The 17,726-nt window shown below is 41.2% G+C and carries 12 protein-coding genes and 1 pseudogene; 4 read left to right on the top strand and 9 right to left on the bottom strand.

Annotated elements, in window-relative coordinates:
• Positions 1-18: 18 nt before the first annotated feature.
• The 7 genes from BUE31_RS00120 to BUE31_RS00090 form a co-directional block, all read right to left on the bottom strand.
• A complete protein-coding gene (locus BUE31_RS00120) occupies positions 19-1,146 on the bottom strand; it encodes an acyltransferase family protein (RefSeq protein WP_073399107.1) in 1,128 nt (375 codons plus the stop codon).
• A gap of 19 nt (positions 1,147-1,165) precedes the next feature.
• Positions 1,166-4,126 (bottom strand): beta-galactosidase, encoded by a 2,961-nt coding sequence (locus BUE31_RS00115; RefSeq protein WP_073399105.1) that lies wholly within the window; start codon positions 4,124-4,126, stop codon positions 1,166-1,168.
• Between the two features lie 10 nt (positions 4,127-4,136).
• Positions 4,137-6,332, bottom strand: coding sequence for an alpha-N-acetylglucosaminidase (locus BUE31_RS00110; protein ID WP_073399103.1), 2,196 nt, complete (start codon positions 6,330-6,332; stop codon positions 4,137-4,139).
• A gap of 238 nt (positions 6,333-6,570) precedes the next feature.
• Positions 6,571-8,046 (bottom strand): RagB/SusD family nutrient uptake outer membrane protein, encoded by a 1,476-nt coding sequence (locus BUE31_RS00105; RefSeq protein ID WP_073399101.1) that lies wholly within the window; start codon positions 8,044-8,046, stop codon positions 6,571-6,573.
• 4 nt (positions 8,047-8,050) lie between these two features.
• Positions 8,051-11,419, bottom strand: coding sequence for a TonB-dependent receptor (locus tag BUE31_RS00100; protein WP_083619156.1), 3,369 nt, complete (start codon positions 11,417-11,419; stop codon positions 8,051-8,053).
• A 173-nt stretch (positions 11,420-11,592) separates the two neighbouring features.
• The gene (locus BUE31_RS00095) at positions 11,593-12,693 is read right to left on the bottom strand and encodes a FecR family protein (RefSeq protein ID WP_073399097.1); all 1,101 of its coding nucleotides are present in this window, start codon (positions 12,691-12,693) and stop codon (positions 11,593-11,595) included.
• A 118-nt stretch (positions 12,694-12,811) separates the two neighbouring features.
• Positions 12,812-13,348 (bottom strand): RNA polymerase sigma-70 factor, encoded by a 537-nt coding sequence (locus BUE31_RS00090; RefSeq protein WP_073399095.1) that lies wholly within the window; start codon positions 13,346-13,348, stop codon positions 12,812-12,814.
• Positions 13,349-13,566: 218 nt separating this feature from the next.
• Between BUE31_RS00090 and BUE31_RS00085 the strand changes: the two genes are divergently transcribed.
• Complete coding sequence (locus BUE31_RS00085) at positions 13,567-14,193, top strand: MarR family winged helix-turn-helix transcriptional regulator (RefSeq protein ID WP_143166996.1); 627 nt, start codon at positions 13,567-13,569, stop codon at positions 14,191-14,193.
• 102 nt (positions 14,194-14,295) lie between these two features.
• Here BUE31_RS00085 and BUE31_RS00080 read toward each other — a convergent pair whose 3' ends face one another.
• Complete coding sequence (locus tag BUE31_RS00080; protein WP_073399091.1) at positions 14,296-14,676, bottom strand: hypothetical protein; 381 nt, start codon at positions 14,674-14,676, stop codon at positions 14,296-14,298.
• A 95-nt stretch (positions 14,677-14,771) separates the two neighbouring features.
• On the opposite strand from BUE31_RS00080, the gene BUE31_RS00075 reads away from it, so the two are divergent.
• From BUE31_RS00075 to BUE31_RS00065, 3 genes and pseudogenes are all read left to right on the top strand, one after another.
• Positions 14,772-14,975 carry a hypothetical protein gene (locus BUE31_RS00075; protein WP_073399089.1) on the top strand — a complete coding sequence of 68 codons (204 nt, stop codon included), beginning with the start codon at positions 14,772-14,774 and terminating at the stop codon, positions 14,973-14,975.
• Positions 14,972-15,406: pseudogene (locus BUE31_RS31375) on the top strand (PIN domain-containing protein). The gene BUE31_RS00075 and the pseudogene BUE31_RS31375 overlap by 4 nt, the downstream one beginning before the upstream one ends.
• Before the next feature lie 426 nt (positions 15,407-15,832).
• Entirely contained in the window at positions 15,833-16,636 is an 804-nt protein-coding gene (locus tag BUE31_RS00065; protein ID WP_200801841.1) for a transporter substrate-binding domain-containing protein, read from the top strand.
• A 268-nt stretch (positions 16,637-16,904) separates the two neighbouring features.
• Here BUE31_RS00065 and BUE31_RS00060 read toward each other — a convergent pair whose 3' ends face one another.
• Positions 16,905-17,720: a prohibitin family protein gene (locus tag BUE31_RS00060; RefSeq protein WP_073399085.1), complete on the bottom strand. Its 816-nt coding sequence runs from the start codon at positions 17,718-17,720 to the stop codon at positions 16,905-16,907.
• Positions 17,721-17,726 lie beyond the last annotated feature (6 nt).

The following is a 17,726-nucleotide window of genomic DNA, read 5'->3' as shown; positions in this document are numbered from 1 at the left end:
ATCCGCTGGCGGCTTTAATTATATTTTGATGTAGATCTTTCTTTTATCCATCAGGTAGCCTACAAACCAGCAAAGCAGCATATAACATATTGCAAAAACAAGTGTGCCCAATGCTCCCGGGAATATTTGCTGGTAAAAAACATTGTTGATCCAGTCGTAAAAGCTCAGGCCTGGTTTTACCCAGATCAGCTGCAGACAGGTTAACAACAATTCCGACAGCAGATAAATAGCCAATGAATTACGGCCAAATACCAGTAAGAAGTTTGTTCCCCATTTTATGTTTTTTAGTTCGATGGCATACACCAGTATCCCTAATAATAACAGATCAATCCCTATGGTAAGCAATACGAATGAGCTTGTCCACAACTTTTTGGCAATCGGGAAAAACTGCGCCCAAAACAAAGCCCCGCAAATAAGCAACACACCGAACATCAATAATTTGGCTACAGATTCGTAGTTTCTTCCCTTCCGCTGAATGTATGCTCCCGCCAGGTAACCGCCAATAACATTTACTATCCCCGTTAGGGTACTTAACAATCCTTCCGGATCAAAAGCTATCGGGCCACCCTTATCATGGTACAAGTGGTCATTCCCTAAAATTAAAATATCCAGGCGCGTACCGGCATTACCCAGCATGGTATATTCTTTACCGGTCTCGCCAAACAGCAGTAAAAATGCCCAGTAACCTATTAAAAGGCACACCGAAATAATAACCGCTGCTTTTTTAGAGCAATAATGAACAATTATCGCCCCGAAAAAATAACAAAGCGCAATCCGCTGCAATACGCCCATAATCCGAGTATGACCAAGCTGGTTAAATACCCAGCTTCCATTTTCCCGGTGAAAAAACGGGAACCAATACATCAGGTATCCCAATAAAAAAATTATAGCTGTGCGCTTGAAGATCTTACCTAAAAACTCACTGTTGCTTTGGAACTTATTTTTTGAAAAACTTAATGCATTGCCCACAGCAAAAAGAAAAGACGGAAAAACCAAATCGGTAGGTGTAAAACCAAACCAGGCAGCATGATCAAGCGGCGCCCACTGAACAGCGCCCGAACCCGGCGCATTTACAATGATCATAAAACAAATGGTCATCCCTCTAAAAATATCAAGGGTTATAAACCTGTTATTGGTTAATGCCATATAGCTAAAATTCTAATTTTTAATTAATGTTACCTTTAAGTTTGTAAGTTACCCTCCCGGCAGCCTGTTCTGATAGGATACGCACATTATCCGGCCGTTTACCATCCTCGTCATAAATTACCAGCTTATTGATGCCCGGTTTTAACCAGCATTCGGGAATATACATACCGATGTCGTTACCGATCTTTTCGGGATAGCGGCCCAGGTTATACCCGTTAACCCATACAGAACCATGACTGAGCCCGTTGGTGTGTACCCGCCAGATCAGGTGCTGCCCCTTAATTGCCGGAACAGTAAACTGCGAGCGATAAAACTGCGGTCCATCAGGTGAACCATTTTTGGCTAGTTTAGCCCATCCCGTAGCTTCATTCGGATTACCCGGCCCACCGCGCATTTTCCAGCCTGTTAATAAAACTCCGTCACCAATACTGTTTATTTTTACCGGCAGATCAATCCCACCTTCATTAGAGTAATTTTCTATAAATACCGTAAGCGTCATCGGTTTTTTAAGGGTAACCGGATCATTAACTTCAACGGTAAAGGGTGTATTCCACCCTTCATGATGGCTAAGCTGTTTCCCGTTAATAAATACAGTGGCATTTTCGTCAACACTCCTGAAATTCAATATTAGTTTCGTAAGGCCTTCCCTTTGTGCGGGGATAGTGGTTTGGAACCAGCCAAAACCCTCTTTTTGACCAAAGGCATCAGCGCCGATGGTATATTTTTTCCATTGAGCGGTGTCAAAAACCGGCGGCCCCTGTTTTATCTCGTCAACCTTTGTTGCTTTTATAAAATACCAGTTAGTTAAAGTGCTAATAAAAGGTCCGCCATTTTTCAGCGTCGCATTGCCTGATAAGCCCTTTTTGTCTACCTCATCAATAGGCCCCAGGTAGGCTGCAAGCTTATCACGGCCATCATGGGCAGTAAAGATGGCAAGGGTGTGTTCGCCTTTTTTAATATCAAAAGAGACTTCACCGTCGCGAATCTTCCATTTAGCGGCGCGTTTTCCGTCTATAAAAGCAGTTCCGTTATCGCCGCCATCAACCTGCATGGTGTATTTTCCGGTTGTTGGTACGCTAAGCTTTGTGCGGTACCAGGCATAAGGCGATAAATCACCATCTGCCCCCATTTGTAATGGCGATGTACTTTTAAACCATTTTTTATCGTCATAACCAACTGCGGCTGCAACGGCGGCATTTTTAATTTCCCGGGGTGATAATTTCACGACTGCTTTTGCATTTACGGCTCTTTGATTCTCATTCAGCAGCAATGCGGAACTTTTCTCAAAATAGACCCTGGCTGGGCCATCTTTTTTTGATGTTAATGGATATTCAGCATCAGCAAGTACCTTTCCATTCTTAAGTTCAACGTTTCCTAAATAAGATATCCCGCTGATGATCAGATCTGATGAAGGTGTTTCCACCGCCCATGTTTTATCCGAGGCTGATCTGTTCATGGCTAATACGCGGATCTTTTGTTTGCCTGTTGTAAAGGAATATTCCGCAGGTACTCCACTCCCATTCATTGTGCCGTTAACATCAACTTTGTTCCCGGTTATTTTAATGGCAGATGAACTTTGTGCGATAGTGGCTTTACCAGCTACCAAAAAATGTAAAGAAATGGGTTCACCCGGTTCCGCTTCAACCAAAATTGTAGTGGTATTACCTTGCTTAACAATGCCATAGATGCGTGTAAATGCCCAATCAATGTTTACATCTTTATTGAGATAAAAGTTATGCACCAGCGGATAAATTTCACCGGGCCCAATGCTGATCTTGATGTTTGAATTGAGATCGTTTATCTTAAGATTTGCTTTTAGAGTAGTAGCCCCTGGGTTATCCAAAAAAACAAGATCGCCGGCTTTACCCGAACGTGCAGTTACTTTTATGCCAGAATCAGCCGTAATATTTTTAAATGAACCGGTTGCATCTGTACTATTTTCAAGGATTTCCTCAAAAGTGCGCGAAAAATAAGCTGCACACTTAAAAGTATAATAAAGCGGCCGAAGATCACCGGCCTGGCCAACCGCAGCGCCATAATCATACGATGCCGCATCTTCATCGTTATTGGTATATCCAAAGTTCGATCCGCCATGCGCCATATAGTAATTATAGCCATTGCCGCCATGAGCTATTATTTTCCAGGTGCGCCGGTCGTACGCCGCAGCATCAGAAGGTTTTGAACCATATTGAGAATACCATACGCTCCAAAACTCGGTTGAAAACCAGGGATTGGGGCGGTTAGGATCGTCCAGTTCACCGTCTCCGGCAGGGTCACTTGAATGGTGCAGGCCGCTAAAAAAGTAGGGAACCTGCAGCCCTAAGCTCAATGCCTTGCTTTGCAAACGCTTAAAGTAGTTGTCGGGCATAACAGTGCCCCAACCGTTCGGATGTTCGTTTTCTAACTGCACCATTATAACCGGGCCGCCCTTGTTAATTTGGTTATTGAATACTATTGGCAGCAGCTTATCAAAAAAGCGGTCTACATATTGCTCAAATACTTTATTGTCTTCCCGAACCCGCAGGCCTTTTTTAAATTTGAGCCATATGGGATAGCCGCCATTGTCCCATTCAGCGCAATAATAAGGGCCGACTCTTACTATGGCGTACATGCCAAGTTTTTTTACCTGTACTAAAAATGCGCCCAGGTCATGATCGCCGCTGAAATCAAATTTTCCTTCCTGCGGCTCATGGAAATTCCACATCGTATAAATCTCCACGCAATTAAAACCTGCACGTTTTAAACGCAAAAGTCTGTCGTACCAAAGCTGATGCGGTACACGCGCATATTCCAAACCGGCAGATACCAGGAAAGTACGTTTACCATTAACCAAAAATCCTTTGCTGTCAAAATCAATATAAGGATTGGCAGTTGCCGATGCCGGGAAAATATGGTCATTGCTCGACTGCCCATATAGCGCCACATTACAAGCCAATAAAACCAGCACCGTTAAAAACAAGTATCCTTTCTTGATCATCATCTATTGCGGATTAATAGCCTTGTTGGATAATGCTGTTATATTTTGCAAATAACAGTTTAGCCTGTTCAACGGCATTGCCTTTAATAACATCCGGGTAGGCATTGTCATGTTTATTTACCCATTGCCATTCCCAGTCTTTCACCTGTTTGTCAAATGCCTTATCATCAAACTGTGTATTGGAAGCCATTGCTTTTTCCAGCTGTGAAAAATACAACTCCCAGCGTGGTTTATAATAGCCCTTTATCAGCCCTGCCCATTGGCGGTTAGAGTATTCCCGGAGTCCGCTTTCTTTATCGCCCCATAAGGTCACCAAATCCCTCGCATTAAATTCGTAAAGATTTTTCTCTTCATCAGTGGTGCCATTTGCCCTGGCTTCGTTGATCCATTTGCCCAATAAAAAATCTTTACGGGTACTCAGCAAGGCATCCAGATCATCCATCAGCTGTAAAAATGCGGCGCTGTATTTTTTAAAGCCTTCTTTATCGCCGCTTTTGTAAGCTGCAACCATTTTTTGTTGTAATGGTGTTGCATAATTGGCAAGCACCTGCCGGGTTACATCAACAAGATCATACTGAAAACCGTCACTTTCTTTCAGGCTGTCGGCTGCTGCTATCAGTAAACTCCAGGCTTTTATCAGTTCTTTAGGGTTGTAGTTTAGTTTGGTTAATACCCGGTCAATAGTTGGCAGCATTGTTGGCCTTGCCACAATAATTGATTCGGGACCGCCCTCTGTAAGGCCGCCGCTGTACACGGTATTTAATAAAATATGCCAGGCCTCATTTGCACGGGCATCCTTTTGACCATAGCGCCTGCGGGCATAATCTTTCACCCATTCATCCGCGTCAATGGGCGTGTTTCTCCAAACATTTTCCAGCATCAATTCAAATAATGCGGGGTTTTGTTCTATCCCTTCCGGTGCAAGGCCAATTCCCATCATATTTTTCGATTCCGGGTCATGAAGGGCAATAGCAGGGTCGGCAGCCACATGGCGCATCCGCCCGAACAGGCTGATGTTACCGCCAAAGTTTTGCAGCATATTCCAGATCCAGGGCTTGCCGTAATAAGCATCGGTACGGTTCCAAACCGGGTGAGCATCGCTGTACAAATCAAGAATAATCATTTGATCATTTGGAATAGCATTCAGCAAAGCTTTGATCTGCTGGGGCTGCCAGAATTTATTGTTGTAGTGAAACATCCAGCCCTGCATAACCCAAACCGCCTTAGGGTCAGCAACAGTCATCGACCTGAACACTTTTTTACTCATCCCATCCAGGTAGGTTGAATCATTGGTTGGAGGCACATTTTCATTAAATGTATCGGCAGAATAAAGGTGATCTGTTCCAAATTCTTTAGTTTGCGCTTCGATATACTTCTTACCAATGGTTTCAAACATTTCATCATCCGGATCAAGAATATATACATCAGGAAATCCGGCGTCCCAGTTGGTCTTTTTAACTTTTGCCTTCGGAAACCTGTCTTTAAATGACGGCGGCACATGCCCGGTAAATGATGACAATACGGGTTTCATCCCGAATGAGCGCTCACGCTCCAATATCTTTTTTTGCAATGCTTTATGGCTATCCATCCAGTGCTGCGGTAACGGGCCGCCCCATGCATCAATATTCCCCATCCAAAACCACGAGAAATAGGCCGGACCACTAAAAAATGCAGCCAGTTCCTTATCGGTAAAGCCCATACTTTTATATACATCCTGCCAAACAGCTTCTTCGCCAGTAATGGCAAGCGGCGTGTTAATCCCGTTCAACGCCATCCAGTCAATTTCCTTCTGCCACCGCTCCCAGTTCCACCAGGCCATTGAATAATTAAACGTGCAATAGTTGAGGTAATACCGATATTGGTATGGGGTAGATTTGTGTACCTTGGTTGAAACCAAGGGCAAACTTGCAGGCAGTTTTAAATTGGTGCCATTCCATCCGATATCGCAAAAGCAGTAATGCTTAAGGTAATAATTTAGGGCTGCCGCCACAGATAAGCCATTGCTGCCGCGTAAAATTATTTTACCATCGCGACTATTAAGTTCAAATGCATCCTTACCATTATCCTGGCTTATGGCTTCCACAATGAAAGAGGCCGACCGACCCGGAATAACCCTTTCAATAAAATCATGGGAAGCTTTTTGATCAACCTGGGCATACGTGTTTAAACCAAATACACTAATAATAAAAATTAACAAGCAATTTCTCATCTATATCTAATCCTTTAATTATGAACTTTAATTCGCCACGGACCAAGCCTCGTAGCCCCACCCAACCTTCCCCAGAAGGGAGGGCTTTAAAAAAGAGCGAAGCTAAAGTCTCCCCTACCGGGGGAGATTTAGAGGGGGCTTTAGTATAATTTTAACTTAATGATAAAAGCCGGTAGCCAGCATAAATCTATTTATTAATAGTGATATGGCGGCTACCGGCAATTTAAATCATTGTTTTTTAAAAGTTTGGATTTTGCACCAAAACTCCCTTACTCTTATCAATTTCTACCTGTGGTAAAGGGAAATAATAATTTTTAGGCCTGATAAATGTTACCGTTTTTGACTGATCAATGGGCGCCTTTGAAACCGACAGGTTGTATATTGCTGCAATGTCAACAATTTTAGCTTTATCCCAGCGCATCAGGTCCTGGTGGCGCTCACCCTCTCCGGCCAGCTCAACGCGGCGTTCATGGATCAATTGTGTCATCCCTGCACCCGAAACCGGCGGCAATAAAGTTGAAGCACGGCGCCTTACCTGGTTTATCAATGCATCACCTGCACCGGCACCCTGGGTGCGGATCAGGGCCTCTGCAACCAGCAGGTAAATATCAGCCGACCGCATTAATGGAACTGCGAAGGTATGGTCTACACCGCCACCGGCTGCAGCTGTGTTAAATACAGCATACTTTTTAAAAGCAAAACCAGTTGCCGACAGATCGGCTGTAAAAGTAGTCAATCCGTTGCCATCACCAAGATCTACCTTATCGCCAACGCTTAATAAAGTAGCGGCCTTACGCGGATCATTAGCTTCAAATTCATTTGACAAACCCTGTAAAGGCTGGCTAAAACCATACCCGCCCCATGGCCTTGGAATGTAATAAACCGTAAAATCGTTCTGAACAACATTCTGTACTGCCTGGATAGAGAATAATAACTCTGTACTGGTCTCATTGGCGCGGGTAAAGTTATCCTGGTAATTGGCAGCCAGCGCATAATGTGAATTTGAGATTACCTTTTGGCCTGTTGCAATTGCCTCGGGGAGTTTTTCCCAATACATATAAAGCTTGGTTAAAAAACCGAGTGCTGTTCCTTTGCTTACACGGCCGCGGTCGGCAGGTCCATAGCTTTCGGGCAGCAAATCAACAGCTTTCAGTAAATCGCTTTCTATTTGTTTACGAACATCCTCAATCGGCGATTTAGGTACGTTAAATAATTGTTTAGCATAATCTTCATCGGTAATGATTGGCGCATCGCCATGAATGATCATCATGCGCCAGTAACCAAAGGCCCTTAAAAAATAGGCCTCGCCCATGCTGCGGCTTTTAACATCCGCAGAAATAGCAGTGATCTTAGGGATGTTGATGATACAATTGGTAGAGCGGTTGATCTCTTCGTACCTCCATTTATAAGGGTATCTGATAGCCGGGTTTGATGCATCATAGGTTAAGTTTTCTATGCCTTCATCCTCACCATGATCACCAGAGCGCCAATAATCGTCAGAAGGAGTATCGAAGGTTGCTTCGGCGTGGCCTATGTAATCTTCTTCTTCTAAAAGGCTGTATATTCCGTTAACGGCATTAACCGCGTCAACTTCGTTCCTGAAATAATTATCAGAAGTATAAACCCCCTGCTGCTTTAAATTGAGTGCTTTTTTACAGCTGCTGTTAAATAAAGCCAGTACTAATGCTATATATAATATTTTGTTCGATTTCATGATTTTATAGTTTAACAGTTAAACCGAATGTAATTGTCCTTACTGATGGGTATTGGGCCACATCAACCCCTCTTTGCTTATTGCCATCTGTATAACCCAATTCCGGCGTATAGCCTTTGTATTTGGTTATGATAAAGACATTTTGACCAGAAGCATACAGCCTTACACTTTTTAATGCCGCTTTTTTAGACCATGCTAACGGCAAAGTATAGCCTAAAGTGGCATTTTTAAGGCTGAAATAATTACCGCTTTCCACAAACAGATCGGAGGTGCGGTAGTTGTCATTCGCACGGTCAAGCGACATTCTTGGAATGGTGTTGCTTGTTCCCGCACCTGTCCAGCGGCCCAAATCTTCGGCATATAGGTTAAATGGGTAAGTTGGGTCGATACCCTGCATCCTGTCGGCATTATATAAGCTTACGCCAAATACACCTGTAAAGTTTACAGACAAATCAAAGCCTTTATATGACAAGCTACCTTGTATACCTGCAGTAACGTTTGGATTAGGGTTACCCAGGTTGGTACGGTCGTTATCATCAATTAAACCATCACCATTTATATCAAGGAAACGAACATCGCCCGGCTTAATGCTTTCCTTCCTTGAATCGTTCTTAAGGGCCGGATCGTTGTCAATTTCGGCCTGGGTTTGGTATAATCCATTGGTTTTAAATCCATAAAATGAAGCTATCGGCTGCCCTTCATAAGTTCTCGAAATATCCTGACTTGAGCGTCCGTAAACAACCGAACCAATATATGCACCCGCGCCGTAAAGTTTGGTCACTTTATTTTTGATAAATGAGGCATTTGCACCAATTGTATACTTCACTTTGTCGCCACCCTGGTAATTTACCTCCACTTCAATACCGTGATTATTCATGTTGGCTATATTTTTATCAGGAATTGTTACACTCCCCACGGTAGATACTTCTGATGAAGGAACAAGCATCTTTTTAGTATCCTTATTAAAATAGGTCAAAGTTGTATTTAACTTGTTATTTAGGAAACCCGCATCAAGACTTATATTGGTCATCGCAGTACGCTCCCAGGTTATATCAGGATTGGCAATGCTGCTTACCGCGGCACCGCTTACACCTGTGCCACCAAAAGCATAGCCATTGTTTTCATAAGTATTGTTAATCTTAATTAAGCTTAGGTATTGATATGGATCGACGTTTTGATTCCCGAGTTCACCGTAGCCTCCTGTTAATTTAAGGTTATTTATCCAGGTTATATTTTTAATAAATTGCTCGTTCGAAAGCCTCCAGCCTATTGAAAAGGCCGGGAAATAACCCCATTGTTTACCAGGGGCAAATTTTGAAGATCCATCTGCACGGAAAGTTACAGTAGCCAAAAATCTGCTATCATAATCATAGAACAGCCTGGCGAAACCCGACTGAAGAGATGTTGGTTGCGGTATTATATTTGAGTTAAGCTGGATGGTACCCTGATTAAGTACCCTTTGATCAGGATCTGTATCATCATAGCCAATCCTTTTCGCGGTAAAGCCATAATCTTTAAAATTCTGGTAAGAATAACCGCCTGTAAAGGTCATGTGGCTTTTGCCAAATACCTTATCATAAGTAAGAAAAGATTCCAGCAGTTGTGACGATATTTCCTCTTCACTTTGTGTTAAGGTAGATGTTGTATTTTGTCTGGCCTGGTTAACGTCGGCAACATTAAAGTTATAATTACGTATTAACGAGCCGTCAAACGCGTAGTTAACGCGCAGTTTCAGTTCTTTTAAAAATGAAATCTCTGCAAAGGCGTTGGCAAGCGCCCTATACTTTTTAGTGTACTTATCGGTTTCCTGTATAGTAGCATAAGGGCTGTTAATATCGCCTAACTGATTACCAAAAGCTTTTGATGTGCCAAAAGTACCATCAGGGTTTACCAACGGTATAGCCGGGTTAAAACGGAGCGCCGAAAATATGAGCCCCGTCTGAGAATCATTATTGTTAAACCCATTCTGATTGCCATAAGTTAATTGAATATTTTCGCCCAGCTTTAACCACGAGGTTATTTTATGCTCCGAATTAACCCGGGTGCTGTAACGCTTAAAATTGGTTTTGTCGATGATGCCATCCTCGTTATAAATCGACTGTGAAAAATAATAGTTGGATGCATCGTTTCCCCCTTGTATGGTAACGTCGCCATTGGTTACATGACCTGTACCCATAATGGCGCGCTGCCAGTCTGTTCTTTGGGTTGCATAATAAGTATTAGTCCATGGTGTATCAATAGCTACGCCATCGTTGGTATAGCGCTCTCTTTTCAGTTTGTACAGATCAGGCGCGGTAAGCAGATCGATATATTTTGTTGAGTTAGATAAACCGCTGTAAAAATTAACCGATGTTGAAAGTTTTTGATTATAAGTACCTTTTTTAGTAGTTACCAAAACCACCCCATTAGCAGCCCGGGTACCGTAAATAGCACCAGAAGAGGCATCCTTTAAAATGTCGATTGATGCGATATCGTTGGGGTTGATATCGCTTAAAGCATCGGCATTGGTGGTAGGTACTCCATCAATCACCACAAGCGGGTTGGCATCATTGATGGTACCTGTACCACGGATCCTGATACTTGGCGCGGCTCCCGGCGAACCATCGTTACGCACAATGCTAACACCACTTGCACGGCCATCCAAAGCCTGGGCGGCAGATGCTACCGGCAGGTTTTGAATATCAGCACCTTTAATACTGGCTACAGAACCCGTTACATCAACTTTTTTACTTGTTCCGTAACCTACAATTACAACCTCGGTGAGTGAAGAAGGTAAAGAAGTCATGGTAATGGCTAAACTTGCTTTGCCATCAATTTGAACAATTTTCTTCTCGTAACCTATGTAGGTTAATTCTAAAACACCGTTTTCAGGTGCGGCAATTGAAAACTCGCCGTTAACGTTGGTAGTTACACCCAAATTAGTGCCCTGTAACTTTACACTTACACCAATAAGCGGTTCGCCGTTTTTATCAACAACTTTTCCTTTTACCGTAATCTGCGCGTTAATATCATCCTGGTTAAATATAATAACCACATGATCGTCTGCTATTTTATAGGGAAGCTTATTCTCTATAATAGCATCTAAAATTTGATTAATAGTAGCGTCTTTTATCTGCAAATTTACCTTGCCCAGCTTTTTGATACTGGCGTAATTATAAAAGAAACGATAATCGCTTTGTTTCTGAATTTTGGTAAGTATGTTACTTACGTCGCTTTGCTTAACATCGAGCGAGAATTTTTGCTGAGAGTAAACACTTGCTGAAACCTGCAGGCAGGTAACCAGTGTTATTAAAAATGCTGCTTTCATTAGCAAAATGAATTTAAAGCATGGTTGTGCATATATAAACGCAAATGCCTTTATTAGTTTTTTCATTACATTTGTTTTTGAAAATTAAGGAATGGAGTAAGCTGTCTGAAAACTTTTACTCCTGTTATTTTGTCCCGATTTTTAAGGGGAAGAGTACCACCTCTTCCCTTGTTTATGCAGCACTTCAGGAATCTGGTAAGTAAGTTTTTTTCATAATAATATAAGTTTGAGTGAATAAATTAATTGATTGCTTTTCCAGTATGCGCTAAGTAAATAGCCCGTCCATCTATCCTGAATTTAAATGGCGTTGTCATTTGTATAATTTGCAGCGCCTGTTCTAACGATTCATTTTCCAATACGCCGCTTATTTGTTCGTTTTTAAGTGATGGTTCTTCAAACACCATTTGCACATTATATCTCCGTTCAATTTGTTTAGCTACCTCTTCAAAACTCTCATTGGTAAATATTATCCTGTTATCAAGCCAGGCCGTTTCTTTAATATCTCCTGCTTTAACCTGCGGTAACGCTGTAACCTGGTATTCTATCTTGGCTTCCCGGGTATTTGCAGTAGCTGCATTTGGTGTACCTGATAAATTATTGTCGACAATAAGCTTTTCATTTGGCAGCAGTATTATGCTTTTCTCTGGTTTATCTTTTAATTCAACCTGTACCCTGCCGGTTAACAGGGTTGTTTCAATATTTTTGTCATTATGATAAGCTTTCACATTAAATACCGTACCGAGTACTTTTACAGTAAGTGTACTTGTATGTACTAAAAACGGCTTTTTAGCATTTTTGGTCACTTCAAAAAAACCTTCGCCTTCAAGGTTTACTTCCCGGGTAGTCTTTGAAAATACTTCCGGATAAGAAAATGTACTGCCTGCATTCAACTTTACTTTAGTACCATCCGGCAATACTATCCCGGTAGTTTTTCCATAGGGCACATAAATATGATGAACCATTACTTTTGCCAGCTGATTAACCGGCTGCTGCCTGTTGGTATAAAACAACACACCGCCTACAGCAAATATCAATATAGCGGCAGCGGCCCATCGCCAATAAATTATTGATCGTACGTTATTTTTTTCGGTGAAGGTAACCGGGCTTTCGTCCGAATTTTTGATCTTATACCAAAGCTCTTCAATCCTTTCGCTAAGATCTTTTTGTTTTGTGGTGGGATCCGGCTGTTTTAAATCACTCTTTAACGCATCGGTAACCTTTTGCATTTTTCTATATTCAGGAAAACGGTCAAGAAATACTTCAAGCTCTTCCAACTCTTTTTCAGTGGCCGTTTTGCCAATACTCTTAGCCATAAGCTCAATAAACCTGGATTTTCCCATAATAATTGGTATTCTGCCGTAAGGACACAGCTAAGTGAAGATTTTCTTAAAAGGATTTGAAAAAAAAATGAAATATTTAAAACAGTTCCCTGATGCTGCAAATATTTGGCCCAATCACTTACGTACGAAGCGCCTGGTCAAGCTTTTTAAGGGCGATGGTAAGCTGGGCAAATACTGTTTTATTTGAAAGGCCAAGGATGGTTGCTACTTCGTTGCATGATAGATCATCTTCCTTTACCATTTTAAAGATCAGCCTGCACCTTGGCGGTAATTCATTAACAGCTTTTAAAACCTCGCTTTGCAACTCTTTACTGATTAGAAGCTGGGCAGGATCAACAGATAAATGGAAATAATATGCTTCTGTTACTTTTAACTCCCTGATCTTTTTTGATGAAATGCTTCGCAGGTGATTTAAGCATGCATTTTTTACCGCGACGTATAAATAAACCTGTAAATTCCTTACCGAATCAAGCTTTTTGCGCCCTACCCAAATCTTCAGGAAAACATCGTTTACAATTTCCTCTCCTGCTTCCCGGTCGTCTAAAAACGAATATGTAAACTGGTACAATTTAACTACATAGTGTTTATATAGCTCATTGAACGCAGATTCATCGTCATTAAACTGAATTCGATGAATAAGTTCATGGGTAATCACAGTTCAGTGTATTTCTTAATAATTATCAGGGAGCTTCCGGTGAAATATGCTGCAATATAGCACACTTAGTGTAAAGAAATTATTACAAATTAAAATATGTGCCTTTGCGTGATGCAAACCGGGCAGGCAATATTTATAATATCAACTTATATCGTTTGGCAATAAAAAACAGATTATCCACTTTTTATTTAAATTTACTCCCAAATGGCAGCAATCAAATGAACAATACTGTAGAGTTGGTTAAACAATGGGGAGCTTTCGAAGAACAATATCCGGATTGCTCATTAGAAGACTTTTTCCGCCACCGCCTGGCTATACCTGCTGAACATAAAAAACGGGCTGAGCCGGAAGACAAACTTATACCGGACCTTAACGGCAGGCTTGTTATACTGCTCAGAAGAATTGGCAAATTTCATATCGCTTATTCAAACAAGGCTCTTGAAGGTTCTGGGCTGGATCAGATCGAAGAATTTGGGATCCTGGTTACTATATATAATATGGGAAACCCTATTAAATCGACAGCCATTTACAACAACATCATCGAACTATCAAGTGGCACAAACATGCTGATCAGGATGAAAAAGAGAGGTCTTGTTACCGAATACGATGACAAGGAAGATAAAAGGGTTAAAAGGCTCGAGGTAACACCAAAAGGAATAGAAATCCTTCAGAAAGCAAAAGACCTGGTGTTAAAAGTAGCGCAAATGATAGTTCACGATCTTACTGACAATGATAAACAACTATGCATCCAGTTGTTGACACCTATAGATAAACGCTTTTCGGGAATGTACCAAAAGCAAAAAAACAAACCCTTCGAAGAAATATACAGGGAGAACGTGACTTAAGCAGTGGTTCTTTTTTAGAGTAAAACTAAAAACTTCCTCAACGTTGGTTTCCGCCTACCGGCTTTACTTTCTTAAATTCTTCATTTTTCTAAAAAAGCAATTTCATGAATCTTTATACTCAATCCGTCTGGCATTTTTTTCAAAATCAAAATAACTTCTGTGTAGTGCCAGGCTTATCAGAAAAACCACTCCTAGTGCTACCCATGGACTGGCTGTTGATTTAGTTATTTCCGTTGAAAAAGTATAAGCTAAGAAACCCCAAAAGAAAGAGAATAAAATTGATAAGATATAGCGAAACAGTCGCAGTTGAAAAAAGAGCCATCCAATTAACAGGTTGCTGCCTAAAAAAACAGCAACACCAATAATCCAATCCCAATTAAATCTTTTACACAACCAATAAGAAGAAAAAATAGAAATTGTTGCTATTTCAATACTAATCAGTGAAAATTTACTTCTTTTACTAATGATGTATTTTGCCGCCATAGATCATTTCCAGGGATAAGTAATCCAAGGGAATTAATTAAACAGTGTGATAGAACGAAAGTTTTTGTTAATAATAATTTTAGTATTTTTGTTATATGGTGATTGAGAAAACAAATAACGAAATTATATTCCGCTTACCTGCCGATATTGACACAACCGGATTTCAACGAATTGTGAATTACCTTAAATATAAGGAAGCTATCAGAAAAAGTGAGGGCACAGAGGAACAAGCCAATAAATTGGCAGATGAATCGAAAAAGCGTTGGTGGGCCGAAAATAAAGCGAAATTTATCAAGTGAATTTAATAGTTGATACTAACATTGTATTTAGTACGCTGTTAAATCCCCATTCTACAATTGGGGAAATTTTGATGGATATACAGGATGAGTTTACATTCTTTGCACCTGAGCTTCTTAAGGAAGAATTAAAAAGATACGCTTCCAAAATATCAACTTATTCTAAGCTTGACTCGAAGACATTATCCGATATCTAAAAATTGGTTTTATCAACTATAAATTTTGTTTCAGAAGAGTCGATCAGTGAGCAATCATGGTTTCAGGCATTTGCCTTGACAAAAGATATTGATGAAGACGATACTCCATTTATAGCGCTTGGGATAGAACTTAGTGCCAAATTATGGACAGGCGATAAAGTACTCTCCAAAGGGTTAGCTAAAAAAGGAGTAAATATAATCGTTACGACTGCCGATTTGAAGAAACTCATTAAATAAAGGTTCTATCACTATAGAACTATTACTTTTTATTTTTTCTCTTTCAAAGCTGCAATTTTCCTTACAATCTTCAATAAAGGAGTTCGACGGCTATACATTATCGGTCACTGAAAATTTAAAACCGCTTCTAATGCAATTAAAGGCGGTTTTGCTTTTATACTTTTTTGGACATTGCGTTTCTGCACGATAGAGTCACTTTTTGAGTTCGAACCTCGTTGGGTAACCCTGATGGACGACCTTAAAAGGCTGCTACCTATTTCTTTCCAATCTATTATGCTTAAATTTTCAAAATCTGTATCTGTTATAGCCTTATTTATACTCGTAACTTTACAAAGTTAATTCACATGGAATGCTGATAAGTAATTCGCGGTCATTGTGAAAGACACCTTATAAATACAACAAGCATACAAGATAACGACAAGCCAAATGGAAACAGAAATTTCAGGACCTGGTTCTTCATCAATCTCAGAACATTCACCTTTAACGTTCTGGAATAAAGACATGAAAGTGCGAATCGCATATATCGAGGAACCACCTTTCTATTGGACTGACGAAAACCATCTCGTAAAGGGTGCGGACATCGAATTGGCCGAAGTAGTACTGCGGGCAATTGGCGTAACGTCCATCGAATATCAGTTTACTACGTTCGAGGAGCTTTTACCAGGTGTCCAGGCTGGACGTTGGGATATGAACGTGCCCATTTTCGTTACACCTGAACGTGCAAGGGATGTAGCTTTCAGCGTGCCGGTATGGTCGCTTGGCGATGGATTCGTCGTGCATCATGGCAATCCGAAGGCGCTGATGAACTATGAATCGGTGGTGATGCATGGCGATGCGATGCTTGGGCTTATTCCCGGCCAAGTGCAGTTCAATGCTGCAAAGTCGGCAGGCGTGAGCGATAGCCAAATCGTGCTGTTTAATAGCCAACCAGAGGCTGCTGCCGCATTGCTGACCGGAAAGATTGATGCGTTCGCAGCCACAGCGGTTGGAAACCATGTCACTGCAAATGCTAACCCGGAACTGGAAGCAATCCCTTTCACGAATAGCAAAGATGGAAAAGCACCTGTCGGCGCCTTCTCATTTAGCAAGAGCAATCATGGGCTTCTACAGGCTGTGAATGCACAACTTCACGAGTACCTGGGCTCGGCCGATCACCGTACACGAATGGCGAAATACGGAATCACTCAAACCGAGATTGACAGCGTAGTAGCGGGCAAGGGCACAAAATAATAGATCCATTAAGAAAAGCCAGTATAAAATCAAACTTAGCAATAACTGTGATTTATACCGGCTCATGCATTTTTTACACTTTACCTAACCTCAAAAATATTTATCATGGTTAAATTTAATAATGTATCACAATTTGGCTATTCAGAATATGTTGAAATTGATCTAGAGGCCCTCAAAATGGTTGTTCTGCCGGGACAATTAGCACTTTCCGCTTATTAAAAAAATCCCATTCGGCGAATAAAATCAGATCAGCCTGAACTTATCGCTTTTATTGTCCGTTGTTTAAAATAATTGGAGTGGAATTACCCCGCGGAACAACAATGGTTTTAGCATTAGGAGACAAAGAGAGGTTTTGCAGTGCTTCAATCTGCCTCAATTGCAAGTAGCCCGGTGTTAACCCCGGGTTAACAAGCGCCTGTGAACTTTTTGTAGCCTCAGCATCTATTATTTTAATTTGCTTCTCCTTTTGGGCAATAATAATTTTGTAATTATAGGCAATTGCCAATTGCTCCTGCCGCAATTTGTATTCAATGGCGTCAACAACTTTTGGCGGCAGCTTAATATTTGATATTACCAGGTCGCCCAGGAAGATATTACCCTGGTGAAGCTTGCCCCTTGCAATTCCTAAAGCAACCTGCCTGATAGAATCAATTCTTAAAGAATACACCTGTTCGGGCGTAAAGTGCGAAATCACCTCGCTAGTACTTGAAACTATCTGGGGGTCTATAAATACTTTATCATAATTAATCCCGTATTGTCTGAAAATAACAGGCAAGCTGTCAACAATAGGCCTGTACCTGTAATTAACCCGCATAGTAACGGTAACACCGTTCAGAACCATTATGTGCATGGTATCTTCAACCATCTGCTCCCTGGTATTAAACCTGTAAACATTGTTCCATGGGGCAGTAAAAAATATGCCCTCGCCATACACATTGTGCATGTCTACACCTCCGGAAAATGGCCTGAACACAATTGAAGATGTTGCAGGCCCGTTCACCATTATAAAGCGATCTAAAAAAATCACCAGCAATAACAGCGAAGCAAGCAGTGTAATTAAAATATTTATTTTTCTTTGACTCACGGTTTT

The organism is Mucilaginibacter sp. OK098 (genome assembly GCF_900142915.1).
Classification (GTDB): Bacteria; Bacteroidota; Bacteroidia; order Sphingobacteriales; family Sphingobacteriaceae; genus Mucilaginibacter.
This window is presented reverse-complemented; position numbering and strand designations above follow the sequence as displayed.

Excerpts from the sequence above, each read along its gene's own strand:
- BUE31_RS00120 (WP_073399107.1), bottom strand. The coding sequence starts at position 1,146 with ATGGCATTAACCAATAACAGGTTTATAACCCTTGATATTTTTAGAGGG.
- BUE31_RS00115 (WP_073399105.1), bottom strand. The coding sequence starts at position 4,126 with ATGATGATCAAGAAAGGATACTTGTTTTTAACGGTGCTGGTTTTATTG.
- BUE31_RS00110 (WP_073399103.1), bottom strand. The coding sequence starts at position 6,332 with ATGAGAAATTGCTTGTTAATTTTTATTATTAGTGTATTTGGTTTAAAC.
- BUE31_RS00105 (WP_073399101.1), bottom strand. The coding sequence starts at position 8,046 with ATGAAATCGAACAAAATATTATATATAGCATTAGTACTGGCTTTATTT.
- BUE31_RS00100 (WP_083619156.1), bottom strand. The coding sequence starts at position 11,419 with ATGAAAAAACTAATAAAGGCATTTGCGTTTATATATGCACAACCATGC.
- BUE31_RS00095 (WP_073399097.1), bottom strand. The coding sequence starts at position 12,693 with ATGGGAAAATCCAGGTTTATTGAGCTTATGGCTAAGAGTATTGGCAAA.
- BUE31_RS00085 (WP_143166996.1), top strand. The coding sequence starts at position 13,567 with ATGAACAATACTGTAGAGTTGGTTAAACAATGGGGAGCTTTCGAAGAA.
- BUE31_RS00080 (WP_073399091.1), bottom strand. The coding sequence starts at position 14,676 with ATGGCGGCAAAATACATCATTAGTAAAAGAAGTAAATTTTCACTGATT.
- BUE31_RS00075 (WP_073399089.1), top strand. The coding sequence starts at position 14,772 with ATGGTGATTGAGAAAACAAATAACGAAATTATATTCCGCTTACCTGCC.
- BUE31_RS00065 (WP_200801841.1), top strand. The coding sequence starts at position 15,833 with ATGGAAACAGAAATTTCAGGACCTGGTTCTTCATCAATCTCAGAACAT.